The following is an 11,790-nucleotide window of genomic DNA, read 5'->3' on the forward strand; positions in this document are numbered from 1 at the left end:
TGATCCGTATGTCCTCTCTCGCGGATGCGAAAAAGTTATTGGGTATCGAGTCCTTCCGTTTTTCTCAGAACGAGATCATTGAGCATACGATCGCAGGGAATCATTCCTTAGTCGTGATGCCGACCGGAAGCGGTAAGTCGGTTTGTTTTCAGATCCCAGCGCTGGTATTCGAAGGCCTTACGATCGTAATCTCGCCGTTGATCGCTTTGATGCAGGATCAGATTCTCAAACTAGAGCGTCTGGGTGTGGACGCTTCGTTTATCAATTCCTCCTTGTCCAAAAAGGAACGAATCAATCGATATGAAAATCTTCGCAACGGAAGATACAAAATTCTTTATGTTTCTCCGGAGCGTTTTCGTAAACGCGATTTTTTGGACGCGCTTGTGCAAAGGAAAATTTCCCTTCTCGCGATCGACGAAGCGCATTGTATCAGCCAATGGGGGCACGATTTCAGACCGGATTATTCCAAAATCGCGGAGTTTCGGGAAATACTGAAAAAGCCGCCGGTGATCGCGTTAACCGCCACTGCGACCGAAGAGATTCGCAAGGATATCATCCGTCAGTTAGGTTTGGAAGAAAACGAAATCAGGATCTTTAACGAAGGAATCTGCAGGCCGAACCTTTTTTTAGACGTAAGAACCTTTGTGGACGAACCTTCCAAAACGGATGCGATCGTGAAGATTCTCCGTGAAAAAAAAGGAAGTACGATCGTATATTTTAATCTGATTCAAAATCTGAAAAAATTCGGCGAACGTTTGGATGTCGAAAAAATCCGACATCGAATTTATCACGGTAGATTGGATCCGGATCAAAGAAGAAACGTCCAGAAAAATTTTTTGACTTCCGATGATACGATTCTCTTAGCGACGAACGCGTTCGGTATGGGAGTCGATAAGCCGGATATTCGAACCGTTATCCACGCCGAACTTCCGTCTTCGTTGGAAAGTTATTATCAAGAAATCGGAAGAGCGGGAAGGGACGGCGCTCGTTCCGATTGTCACGTTTTTTACCATCAGGACGATCTTACTGTTCTCATGGATTTTATAGAATGGCAGAATCCGGATCCTAAGTTTATAACGCGCGTTTACCGAACTATGGAATCTCTCGGAGAAAAACTTACTTCCATGTCGTATGAGGAATTGCAGGCGCAGGTCGTTCATAAAAATCGCGGAGATCATAGATTACAGACGGTTTTGAATCTTTTCGATCGATACGGAGTCACTTCGGGAGAGTTGGAAAAAAGTTCAATCGTTCTAACCGGCGCCCCTCCTGCGGAACTCCTTTCGTCCGAAGAGAACGAAACCAAAAAAAAACGGAGTTTGAATCGTCTTTATCAAATGATGTTGTATCTTAAATCGGAACGTTGTCGAAGAGAGTTTGTCTACGATTATTTCGGAGCTCGATTTTCCATATGCAATCATTGTGATATATGTCGAAACTCCCGAGTAACGTCGTGATTTTTTCGGTTTTAAGATTTCGTTCGGTGATGCCGTTTTCGCCTCGTGGATCGAAGGCTTCCGCAGTTTAGAAAATCGAATTCGTTCGGAGTAGAGGTCGGAGTTCGATCGAAGGAGCGGGATTGTTTGGGGGATACGTCGGATCGGAATTACGACGATTGTTTTTCGGTTGTCCTCTTCCGTGAATCGTAGGATCTCCTTCCACGATGATCGGCTCGATCGACCGAACTCGGGAAGGAGTCATCGCGGATTTATTTCTTGAATAGGAGATTATCGACGGAATACCGACCGCTTCCTAAAAAGAAAATCACACTCGACAAAAGCAGGTAAACGAAGGGGAGCGTTTTCACCTGAAACGGATCGTTTGCGTGCGCTATAAAAAAAGCGACGGACATCGTGATGAATATCGGAATCACCGTAAGACGGCTGAGTAATCCGATCGCAACGGCAATTCCGCAGAAAAATTCCGCGAAGACGACTAACGCGAGCGATGTTTTGGCTCCTATTCCGATAAGATCCGGAAATACTGCGGAGATCTGTTCAAAACCGAAAAGTTTCGGAGATCCGTGATAAACGAACATACATCCGAAGATCAATCGTAACAGAAGCGAGGCGATATCGACGTTTAAGGGCTGTGTTCCCAATATTTTTTGTTTCATTTTTTTTCCTTCTAAAATCAGAATAGAAGGGATTGTATCATATAAATATAATCCTCCTTTATTCTGATTTTTGAATATTCTTCGGGAGTAGAGAGTTCTTCTTTTTTCGCGGAAGAATCCTTTCTCCGTTTTTGCGACTTTTCTCTCGTGTTCGTTTTTGAGGAATCCGAAAAATTTTTCGGATATGCGGGATGAAAGAGAAGTTTTCCTTTCCCCCGGATGGTATTTCGTTCCTCTTTTAGAGGGTTTTGTGTCGATAGATTTTTCGGTTTCATCAAAGTTTGCGGATGGCGTCCCCTTCGCGGGACTCACACGTTAGACGTCCTTTAAGCCGGTCTAAACCTTATAGATCCACGTGCGAGCCCCCGAAGATTCCGATTTAGATCCATTCTCCCGGAGGCCAGCACCGTGACATCGAAGGAGTCGGTCTATCTTATTCCCCGGCTTTTTTTTCGAGATTTTTGCGCATAACGATCACGGAAACCGCTAAGAGCACCGAAATTACGACACAAATGATCGATACCGTCTGGAGCGAATCGGTAAAGGCTTCTTTCGCGGCGCCTAACAATGCTAAGCCGATTTGTTCCGGAACCGTTTTTGCGACGGACACGGCTGCGCCTAACGTTCCTTGCGCAGTTTGGGCCACGATAGGATCCACTCCTTGTGCGGAAATTAGTTCCATTCGACTTCTATAAACGGCGGTTCCTATACTTCCCAATACCGCAATTCCCAACACGCCGCCGAATTCGGCTCCGGTCTCGGAAATCGAAGCTGCGGCTCCCGCTTTTTCGGGAGGCGCGGCTCCGACGATGATGTCCGTTCCCAGGATTACGACGGCGCAGATTCCCAAAGAAAGAATGACGGAACCTAACACGATGTAGGCGAGCCCGTTTTGATCGGTCACGAGGGAATAGAAGACAAAACCGATCGCGGTCAATATCAAACCTCCGATGACTACGAATACTGGACGTATTTTTCTGACGATCATAGGTACGGTCAAGGAACCGACGACGTTCCCCGCCGCCGAAGGTAAGGTCCAAAGCCCGGCTTCCAGAGGCGTTAGCCCGAGGACGAGCTGAAGGTATTGCGCAATAAAAAGAAAACTTCCTAATCCGACAAAGATAGTCAGAGTGTTGGCGATGAGCGCGGAGTTAAACGCCGGCGATTCGAACAACTTGAGGTCGATCAAAGGATCGGCTAACGTCTTTTGTCTTTGTACGAACCAGATTCCTACTCCGAGTCCGATAAGAACGTAGACGGAAGGTAGAATCCCCCATCCGTGTTCCGCAACCTGTTTTAAACCGTAAATGATCGTAAGAACGGAAGCAAGGGAAAGAAACGCGCTCGGCAGATCCAACTTTCCCGCGTTTGGGTCCTTGAATTCAGGGAGAAGTTTCGGTCCCACGATCAATAACAGGATCATCACCGGAACGCTCAAAAGAAACACCGATCCCCACCAGAAATGTTGGAGTAGAACGCCGCCGACTAACGGTCCTATGGCGCCGCCGATGGAAAAGCTGGTTCCCCAGATTCCAATCGCAACCGTTCTTTGATTTGCGTCCAGAAACATGTTTCGAATGAGGGATAACGTGGAAGGTGCGAGTGTTGCGGCCGTTATACCCAATAAAGCCCTCGTTGCGATCAACATTTCCGCAGTTTTTGAAAACGCCGCCAATATGGACGCGACTCCGAACGCGGCGGCGCCGATCATCAGTAGTTTTCTTCTTCCGATTCGATCGCCTAACGTGCCCATGGTGACTAAAAACCCCGCCACCAAAAATCCGTATATGTCCACGATCCATAGAAGTTGAGAACCGGTAGGTTTCAAATCCTCGGTTAAATTAGGGACGGCCAAATATAGGACCGTCAAATCCATCGCATAAAGAAGACAAGGTAGCGCGATGACCGCAAGGCCGATCCATTCCTTTCTTCCCGCGAGAGTAGTTGTAGTTTGTTTCATTGTTGTTGCTTCTTACTCTTTATATATTCCGGCAGACGTTGTCGGATCGAAACGTTTTGCCGGTTACGTTTTGTTTCGATCCGTTCCGGGTTTTTTTCGTCTAAATTTTAATGTTTTCGAATATACGGTTTTATTAAACCTATTTTTCTAGGTTATACGTCTCCGAAATCCGAAAAATCGTTCGATCTAAGTTCCGTTTGGCTTTGGGAATAGGTCCTTCAACTCGGCAAAACGGCCGTTAACGATCTACCGAATTCATCCTAAAACTTCGCGGAAATACCGCGGACGACGTTAGACGTCATTTACCATTTCGGCCAGTTCCGCCTCCAGTTTGTCGAAGTTTTCTTCGTTTCCCGGGATGACGTATTTTTTGGATCGTTCGAATTCTTCAGCGGTCTCGAATAACATGCGAAAGGTGATTTTCGTTTTTCCCGAGGACTGCTCTTCGAAAGTCGTCGTAACACGGAACGGATGTCCGGAAATATGGTCGAAAACGAGTTCTTCCGACGGGACGATCGATACGAATACGCTGTGGTTCGGATAATCGGTTCCGTCGGGTCCGTGCATCGTAAATTTCCAATTTCCCCCCGGTTTGAGATCGTATTCGTAAAAGGTATTCGTAAAACCCTTCGGGCCCCACCAGCGTCGCAGATGGTTCGGATCGGTCCAGGCCCGGAAGGCCGCTTCCTTGGACGCGTTTACGATCCGAACGCTGACCGCTTCCCGGTCCGATTCGGGCGCCTCGTTTTTCGGGTCACTCATGTCGTTCTCCTTATTTCGTAACGAACCGATCCGCTTCCGATCGCCGAATCGGTTCTGCATTATTTTTGAATATTCAAAAAACGATATGTAATTCTTACGAATTGCTTATCGTTTTTTATCTCGTTTCTACGATCGTTTTGATCGAATTTAATCCGGTTTCGAAATCCTTTCCGATCATTTCGTCCATATCGTAGAATAATCCGAAAATTTTCGAAACAAACTGGTTGGGTCCGTACATCGCCCAAGTGACTTCGTTTCCTCCGTCCTTCGGCGAAAGCGTGAATTCCGCGGTATTGTGAGCTTCGAACGGTTCCAAAAAGTCCAACTTGATTACGATCTTGGTAGGTGAGTTTACGGTTGTGATTTCCATTCTTCCTTTTCCAATATCTTTGTTGCCCGACCATTCGTATATCGTCCCAACACCGTTAGGCGATCCAGAATAGGAACGTTGCATATTCGGATCCAATTTTTCCCAAGGAGACCATTTTTCCCAGGAACGAAAGTCAACGATGAGCGCGAAGATTTTTTCCGCGGGCGCGTCGATTTTCATAGAACGTTGGTAACGAAAGGTATCGGGTTTGGTGGAAGCGTATACGAACGCTCCTAAAACGATCAGGATCAAAAGGCCCGCTACGGAGCCGAGAACGGTTTTGAGTTTGGACATAAAATTCTCCCTTGTGTCGGATTAAAGTTTTTCGAGGTATTCGCGGAGGCGTCCCATCGTCTGGTTGAGTCCTTCCACTGCGCCGTATTTGTCTACGACCTCGTTTTTTTGTTCCGCAGTTTTGAACAACATTCTCATCTCGATTTTCGTGTTCCCGTTTTCTTCCGTAAACAGGACGGTCACTTCGAAATCTCCGGGATGGTCCTCTTTATCGGAACCGTGTTTATACACGAGTTTTTCCGGTTGAACGACTTCGAGATAGGTGATCAGATTCGGATAATCGATTCCGTCGGGTCCGTGCATGACGAATTTCCAAACGCCTCCCGGTTTTACCTCCATCGTTTCGATCGTGTTCGTAAATCCGTTCGGTCCCCACCAGTTGCCGACGTGCGCCGGATCGGTCCACATCTGAAACACAAGGCTCCTCGGAGCGCCGAATGTGCGGACCGCGACGATTTCGCGATCCGCGGTGCTCGAAGAGTTGTTCGCAATATTCATTATGATCTCCTAATATTTTATAATTTTAATATTTATTTTCCCGAAAGGGCCGCCGCCAGTTTGTCGAAGGATTGGTTCCATCCGGCTTCGGTCATCTCGGACATTTCGCCCGCTGGTAAACCGGCGTGTCTTACGGTCATTTTGGTTTTACCGTCGAGTTCTTCGAAATGGACGGACACGATCAATTCTTCGGGGAAGTCCGGCATTCCGTAATACGAAGCGGGGACCGGGTTTCCGTCCTTATCCGCGAAATGATCGGTGAATACGATTTTTTCGGGCGGGACGAATTCCAAAAACTTTCCGCTACTCCAGAATTCCTGTCCTTCGGGGGAACGCATTCCGAAGTGATACTTTCCGCCTACTCGAGGTTCCAATTTGCAACCGGGAGAGGAAAAGTCTTTCGGTCCCCACCAGCTCATCAGTCTTTCCGGCTCGGTCCAGGCTTTAAAAACCAATTCCCGAGGAGCGTCGAAGATTCTGACAATCACCATCTCGTTTTTGATTCCGTTCGTTTTATCCATACGTTGCTCCACGGTTTTTAGTTTTATTTTATTCTATTATATTCTAATAATTTAATATAATATTTTTTATAGATGCCAGACGCCTTCGAGTCTTCTGCTTGCCGGTCTCAACGCATAAGAAAGACCCACAAAAATCAATCCGATCAACGGCATGATTATGTGGAACGTTTCGAGTCCGCTGACTGCGCAGGAATAGGAAGCGGCGGTTAGGTTGATGAACATTCCCGCGTACGCCCATTCTTTGACCAAGGCGAGACGTGGCGCGACGATTGCGATCGCTCCTAGAAATTTCCAAAATCCCAAAAGCGCCACGAAGTAGAGGGGATATCCCAACTGCGACATTCCTGCCACCACTTCGGGGCCTTGGTGGATGTAGGAAAATCCTGCGAACGCGTAGTTGAGCGCCGTAAGCACTGTGGCGATCCAATATACGATATTCTTAATTTTGTCCTGATTCATGATCGACGTTCCTTTCTTGTTTTGTTTTTTGCTGCAGTTCCCGCAAATACTCGTCCAACCGGTCGAACCGGGCTTCCCAGATTTGTCGGTAATCGTCCAACCAATCCGCCACTTCTTTCAACGGACCCGCTTCCAGGCGCGAAGGCCTCCACTGCGCTTCCTTCCCTCGCGATATCAGGCCGGCCTTTTCCAAAACTTTCAGATGTTTGGTGATGGCCGGAAGACTCATGGAGAACGGCTCCGCCAGTTGTTTTACGGTAACTTCTCCGTACCGTAAGGTAGCCAAAATTTTGCGCCGAGTCGGATCTGCTAAGGCCGCAAATGTTAGGCTGAGCGGATCCGTAGTAGCTTCTTGTTGAACCATGTGGTTAATTAACCTTTTGGTTAAATTATGAAACCCGAATCCAAGCGTCAAGCTCTTTGTTATAAAAAGTTCCTTGAGGGATGGTAGGATTGGAAACCACAGGAGAATATTCTCGAAAAGAGAGGTTGTCCACACCAATTCGATTTTGCCGTTTGTTGGAAGATTCTGCTGGAAATCATCCGGGTCGCTGTGACCTTTGAATTATGTCCAATCCAATGTCTTCGGTGGAACCTTGGTCCTTAGTCGCGGAAGGTTACGCGAAAAATACGCAACAGTTTTTGTCGGAGTTTTCTCTGGAAGCGGCGCGGCGAATCGCTCCTGGGCCCAACGACGTAATCTTAGACGTGGCCGCCGGGCCCGGAACCCTTGCGATTCCTCTGAGCCGATCCGTCAAAACGATCCACGCGATCGATTTTTCGGAGAAGATGATCGAACATTTGAAGGCCGCAATTTCTGAGACACATTCCCACAATGTGATCGCCGAAGTGATGGACGGACAAAATCTGCGTTTTCCCGAGAACGGTTTCGACGCCGCGTTTTCCATGTTCGGTTTAATGTTTTTTCCCGATAAAGCGAAAGGATTTTCGGAGATATATCGCGTTTTAAAACCGGGCAAACGCGCGGCCGTATCCAGTTGGGCTCCCGTTTCCCGTTCTCCTTTGATGCAATTGTTGTTCGGAGCTTTGCGAGCCGCCAATCCGGAGATTCCGCCGCCACAAACCAATCCCGCCAGTCTGGAAAATCCGGATTTCTTTCGGGAACAATTCGTCCTTGCCGGTTTTACGGAAATCGAAATCGTTCCTTTCTCCCATTCGATGGAGGTGATAGGAGCGGAGGAATTTTTGGAAACTATGATCGAAGGCAACGCTCCGTTACAATGGATGAAACGCAACATGGACGAAACGACCTGGATCGAAAAAAAGGAAATCATGCTTTCGCATCTCAGGAAAAATCTTTCCGATCTTCCCGTATCCCTTTCCTCCGAGGCTTATCTAGGAATCGCTAAAAAACCGTGATCGATTCCTTCGTCGAACATGATCCTCCGAAAATCCGCGGCGTATCTTTTTTTCGACGAGAACGCGACGACTTCCGAAAATCTTTCGAGATAATACGGACCGCGGGTTTTCGCATTCTCGCTGTTATGCGGATTTCCGGATTCGGGGTCGTTGAAGGCGTATGATCGATATTAAGCGTCATTTCGCAACGTTTATTTTTAAGAATAATATTCGGAGAAAATATGATATCAAAATCGTTTAAACTCATTTTAACGATTTCCTTAATTTTAGCTTCTGCGATTCAAATACAAACCGAATCTAAAAAGAATAAATGGGAGTTCGAAAGTCCCCGAATTAAGGAATATACTAATTCGCTCGTTAGCGAATATATCTCCTTTATCAAACCTGATTGTAACGTAATTTCTTGGAAAAGGGCGATTTCGGGAAAAGAGGTCAGTTATTGTATTAGTGAACTTGAATTGGTTGACGGAAAACCCGTTATGGGTTATCCGACAAGATTTTCATCTTCGATCGAATATACTGGCAATAGTCGCAATGTTTCGGACGAAGCATTAGAAATAATTAATGATTTAGACAATATTAGTTTTTATCGAACCTGGATAACCAATTTCGAAAGAGAAATCGAAGTGACGGAGAACGATAAAAAATACTGGCTCCCGGTTCATAATAAGGTTTTCGCTTTTTTGAATGAAGATCGCCCCTTAAAACTAGATAAAGAAACCGACCAGCTCGAAATCGTTCCTAAACCGGCGGTCTTGGGTTTTAGATATTTAGGTTGTTGTTATACTAATAAACAAAGTATCGTTTTAGTTGTATCAGTCTTAAAACAATAGCTTTGATAAAACGAAACGCCGCCGAGGCTTTCCAAGCCTCGCGTCAATTCTTCCGAGGTTCCGTTACCAGGTCGATGGACGCAGCCGTAATCCTGTCATCCGCCGAAACATTCAAATAAAGGAATTTAAGTTCGCTCCTCTTTCGATCGATCCGGATAAATCCGGCGACTTCGTCCGTTTCTATTTTTTCCACCGTTGGGCGAACTCGATTCTTTCCAACGTCGTCGGATGCGAGTGGTAATAAATCACTTCCGCACGGTTAGGGTTCAAACGGGAACGGTTGTCCTTGGCGAGTTTTACTTCCGTGTCGATGAAGGATTTTTTGTCCCCTCCGGTGAGGTTCAGAGCTTCCTCGTCCGCTTGTGTTTCCTGAAAACGACTGATCGCACTCCACGCGGGTCTCGTCAACGAACCGAAAAGGGACAGTAACAGAAATAAAAACGGTAGGGTCGAAGGCGAATAGAATTCCTTCAGTCGAACTGAACCTTCTTTTTTGAATCGCAGGAACAGATATCCGAGAAGAAAACAAAGTAGAAAGATTTCCAATGTATTGAGTGCGATGTCCTTGATCTGATGATTATGGGTCCAGTGTCCGATTTCATGACCCAATACGCTCACTATTTCCTCCTCTGTGTGATTTTGAATCAGAGTGTCGTAAAGAAAGATTTTTCTGTTTTCTCCCCAGCCGGTGAAGTACGCGTTCGTATGACCGGAATACCTGCTTTCGTCGATGACATAGACGTTTTCCACACGTATGTTCGCCGTTTCGCATAACGTGTTGATTTTCTTTTTGAGACTCCCTTCCGCGATCGGTTTGTAATCGTAAAATAAGGGCGTGATCAGGATCGGAAATAATACGGAGAACAACAATCCGAAAACCAGAGAGGCGATCGGCACCAAAAATTTCCAAGCGTTTTCGAACTTCTTTAGAAGAAACGCCACACACAAAACTCCCAGCGCGCCGCCGACGATTCCTAATCCGAGCGATTTCCCCGTGTAGACGAGCCATTCCACAAATGTCATTTTTGAGAATCCGAAACGGTGTTCGAGCACGAATCCGAAATAGTATTGGAACGGAATCGCCAATAGGAATTGAATCGCGCTGAATCCGAAAAAGAATAATAAAACCGTAATATAGAATCTTCCTCCGGTCTTTTCGGAAATCTTCTCCTCCAGACGCGCCGATACGGACGTGAAGACGAAAATTCCCGCGACTATGAAATCGATCAGATCGGACAAAATCGACGCGAAAAATCCGCTTCTTGAGTATTCTATCCCTTTGCGTAAATCTTCTTCGGTGAAAAACTTCAGGATCCGTTCCTTGAGTTCGGGAGATACGTCCCCTTCGTAGGAAAGATATTTCATCGTGAGAGTGAATCCGATTTGGATCAGATAAAAGATAAATAGTACGGTTCTTAGTTTCATTCTATTCCGAGATCTTTGGTTTGCGACGAGAGAATCGATCGTAAATCGGAGTCGGTTCGGGTCAATTCATTTCCGGAGTTCCGACAATATCTCGTAGGACCGGAGTCGGGCCCCGAAGTCGTAGACCATCGTATTTACGATCAATTCGTCCGCATCGGTTTTAGAAAGGAAGCCGTTCAGTTTGTCCTTAAGAGTCGAAGGGGAGCCGCTCATAGAAGCGCGCAATCGTTCCGCGACCGCTGCTTTTTCCGTTTCGCTTACGTGTTTCGAAAGATCGTCCACGGGAGGACCGAGGGGTAACGGATTTCCCTTGATCAGATTTAAAAAGCCGAGTATTTGCGACGTGGATAATTTTTCCGCTTCCACATCCGTATCCGCGGCGAAAACGGAGACTCCTATCATGACATACGGTTTTTCTAATATTCCAGAAGGTTGAAATACTTTTCTGTATATTTCGATCGCGTGCATCATGTAATCCGGTGCGAAATGGGCCGCAAAACTAAACGGAAGTCCGAGCCGTCCGGCCAGGTCCGCGCTGTAAAGACTGGAACCCAGAAGCCAGATCGGGATGTCGAGTCCGCTTCCTGGAACGGCCCGAACCCTTTGACCGGGCTCCGCTTTCGAAAGAAAAAATCGCAATTCCTCCAATAACTCCGGAAATTCCATTCCTCCGATTTTGGTTTCCCTACGTAGTGCTCGAGCGGTCACCGGATCCGTTCCGGGAGCTCTTCCTAGTCCGAGGTCGATTCTCCCCGGATACAAAGTTTCCAACGTGCCGAATTGTTCCGCGACGATCAGCGGAGCGTGGTTGGGAAGCATGATTCCCCCCGACCCGACTCGGATTTTTTTCGTGCCGCCGGCGATGTAACCGATCAGGACCGAAGTCGCAGAGCTTCCGATTCCGGGAAGATTGTGATGTTCCGCCAACCAGAAACGTTTGTAGCCGAGTTCTTCCGCCCGCCTTGCAAGCGTTAGACTATTTTCGAAGGATTGGGAAACGTCGCTTCCTTGAACGACGGGGGAAAGATCCAAGACGGACAATTCTATTTCCGAGAGTTTGCTCATATTTTTTTAGATGCTTTCGAACTGCGAAACGGTCAACGATCGTTCGAAGGACGATTTCGCATTATCGAATGTTAGACTCGATCGAATTCGGGATCCTATTTCTTTCG

Annotated in this window: 14 protein-coding genes; 3 read left to right on the forward strand and 11 right to left on the reverse strand. The window is 46.8% G+C overall.

The window, feature by feature from the left end:
• Window positions 1-8: 8 nt before the first annotated feature.
• Entirely contained in the window at window positions 9-1,457 is a 1,449-nt protein-coding gene (locus EHQ17_RS15760; RefSeq protein ID WP_135591714.1) for a RecQ family ATP-dependent DNA helicase, read from the forward strand.
• A gap of 251 nt (window positions 1,458-1,708) precedes the next feature.
• On the opposite strand, the gene EHQ17_RS15765 is transcribed toward EHQ17_RS15760, so the two are convergent.
• From EHQ17_RS15765 to EHQ17_RS15805, 9 genes are all read right to left on the reverse strand, one after another.
• Complete coding sequence (locus EHQ17_RS15765) at window positions 1,709-2,116, reverse strand: DoxX family protein (protein WP_135591712.1); 408 nt, start codon at window positions 2,114-2,116, stop codon at window positions 1,709-1,711.
• 17 nt (window positions 2,117-2,133) lie between these two features.
• Window positions 2,134-2,391, reverse strand: a complete 258-nt coding sequence (locus EHQ17_RS15770; RefSeq protein WP_135591710.1) for a hypothetical protein — start codon at window positions 2,389-2,391, stop codon at window positions 2,134-2,136.
• A 158-nt stretch (window positions 2,392-2,549) separates the two neighbouring features.
• On the reverse strand, window positions 2,550-4,076 hold the full coding sequence (locus EHQ17_RS15775) for an MFS transporter (protein WP_135591708.1): 1,527 nt from the start codon (window positions 4,074-4,076) through the stop codon (window positions 2,550-2,552).
• A gap of 291 nt (window positions 4,077-4,367) precedes the next feature.
• A complete protein-coding gene (locus tag EHQ17_RS15780) occupies window positions 4,368-4,838 on the reverse strand; it encodes an SRPBCC family protein (protein ID WP_135591706.1) in 471 nt (156 codons plus the stop codon).
• Between the two features lie 115 nt (window positions 4,839-4,953).
• On the reverse strand, window positions 4,954-5,502 hold the full coding sequence (locus EHQ17_RS15785) for an SRPBCC family protein (RefSeq protein ID WP_135591704.1): 549 nt from the start codon (window positions 5,500-5,502) through the stop codon (window positions 4,954-4,956).
• 21 nt (window positions 5,503-5,523) lie between these two features.
• On the reverse strand, window positions 5,524-6,000 hold the full coding sequence (locus tag EHQ17_RS15790; protein ID WP_135591702.1) for an SRPBCC family protein: 477 nt from the start codon (window positions 5,998-6,000) through the stop codon (window positions 5,524-5,526).
• Window positions 6,001-6,032: 32 nt separating this feature from the next.
• A complete protein-coding gene (locus EHQ17_RS15795; RefSeq protein WP_135591700.1) occupies window positions 6,033-6,521 on the reverse strand; it encodes an SRPBCC family protein in 489 nt (162 codons plus the stop codon).
• 66 nt (window positions 6,522-6,587) lie between these two features.
• Entirely contained in the window at window positions 6,588-6,980 is a 393-nt protein-coding gene (locus tag EHQ17_RS15800) for a DoxX family protein (RefSeq protein WP_135591698.1), read from the reverse strand.
• On the reverse strand, window positions 6,961-7,344 hold the full coding sequence (locus tag EHQ17_RS15805; protein WP_135591696.1) for an ArsR/SmtB family transcription factor: 384 nt from the start codon (window positions 7,342-7,344) through the stop codon (window positions 6,961-6,963). The genes EHQ17_RS15800 and EHQ17_RS15805 overlap by 20 nt, the downstream gene beginning before the upstream one ends.
• A 203-nt stretch (window positions 7,345-7,547) precedes the next feature.
• Here EHQ17_RS15805 and EHQ17_RS15810 point away from each other — a divergent pair, with 203 nt between their 5' ends.
• A complete protein-coding gene (locus EHQ17_RS15810) occupies window positions 7,548-8,360 on the forward strand; it encodes a class I SAM-dependent methyltransferase (protein WP_135591694.1) in 813 nt (270 codons plus the stop codon).
• 221 nt (window positions 8,361-8,581) lie between these two features.
• Entirely contained in the window at window positions 8,582-9,193 is a 612-nt protein-coding gene (locus EHQ17_RS15815) for a hypothetical protein (protein WP_167881233.1), read from the forward strand.
• A gap of 180 nt (window positions 9,194-9,373) precedes the next feature.
• Here the strand turns inward: EHQ17_RS15815 and EHQ17_RS15820 are convergent, their stop codons facing one another.
• Both EHQ17_RS15820 and EHQ17_RS15825 read right to left on the reverse strand, forming a co-directional pair.
• Window positions 9,374-10,618, reverse strand: a complete 1,245-nt coding sequence (locus EHQ17_RS15820) for a M48 family metallopeptidase (RefSeq protein WP_135591692.1) — start codon at window positions 10,616-10,618, stop codon at window positions 9,374-9,376.
• 66 nt (window positions 10,619-10,684) lie between these two features.
• Window positions 10,685-11,683: an LLM class flavin-dependent oxidoreductase gene (locus EHQ17_RS15825; protein WP_135591689.1), complete on the reverse strand. Its 999-nt coding sequence runs from the start codon at window positions 11,681-11,683 to the stop codon at window positions 10,685-10,687.
• Window positions 11,684-11,790 lie beyond the last annotated feature (107 nt).

This window comes from Leptospira gomenensis (assembly GCF_004770155.1).
In the GTDB taxonomy this organism is placed as follows: domain Bacteria; phylum Spirochaetota; class Leptospiria; order Leptospirales; family Leptospiraceae; genus Leptospira; species Leptospira gomenensis.

Coding starts and splice junctions, on each gene's coding strand:
- EHQ17_RS15775 (WP_135591708.1), bottom strand. CDS start 4,076: ATGAAACAAACTACAACTACTCTCGCGGGAAGAAAGGAATGGATCGGC.
- EHQ17_RS15820 (WP_135591692.1), bottom strand. CDS start 10,618: ATGAAACTAAGAACCGTACTATTTATCTTTTATCTGATCCAAATCGGA.
- EHQ17_RS15805 (WP_135591696.1), bottom strand. CDS start 7,344: ATGGTTCAACAAGAAGCTACTACGGATCCGCTCAGCCTAACATTTGCG.
- EHQ17_RS15780 (WP_135591706.1), bottom strand. CDS start 4,838: ATGAGTGACCCGAAAAACGAGGCGCCCGAATCGGACCGGGAAGCGGTC.
- EHQ17_RS15790 (WP_135591702.1), bottom strand. CDS start 6,000: ATGAATATTGCGAACAACTCTTCGAGCACCGCGGATCGCGAAATCGTC.
- EHQ17_RS15770 (WP_135591710.1), bottom strand. CDS start 2,391: ATGAAACCGAAAAATCTATCGACACAAAACCCTCTAAAAGAGGAACGA.
- EHQ17_RS15760 (WP_135591714.1), top strand. CDS start 9: ATGTCCTCTCTCGCGGATGCGAAAAAGTTATTGGGTATCGAGTCCTTC.
- EHQ17_RS15825 (WP_135591689.1), bottom strand. CDS start 11,683: ATGAGCAAACTCTCGGAAATAGAATTGTCCGTCTTGGATCTTTCCCCC.
- EHQ17_RS15765 (WP_135591712.1), bottom strand. CDS start 2,116: ATGAAACAAAAAATATTGGGAACACAGCCCTTAAACGTCGATATCGCC.
- EHQ17_RS15810 (WP_135591694.1), top strand. CDS start 7,548: ATGTCCAATCCAATGTCTTCGGTGGAACCTTGGTCCTTAGTCGCGGAA.
- EHQ17_RS15795 (WP_135591700.1), bottom strand. CDS start 6,521: ATGGATAAAACGAACGGAATCAAAAACGAGATGGTGATTGTCAGAATC.
- EHQ17_RS15815 (WP_167881233.1), top strand. CDS start 8,582: ATGATATCAAAATCGTTTAAACTCATTTTAACGATTTCCTTAATTTTA.
- EHQ17_RS15785 (WP_135591704.1), bottom strand. CDS start 5,502: ATGTCCAAACTCAAAACCGTTCTCGGCTCCGTAGCGGGCCTTTTGATC.
- EHQ17_RS15800 (WP_135591698.1), bottom strand. CDS start 6,980: ATGAATCAGGACAAAATTAAGAATATCGTATATTGGATCGCCACAGTG.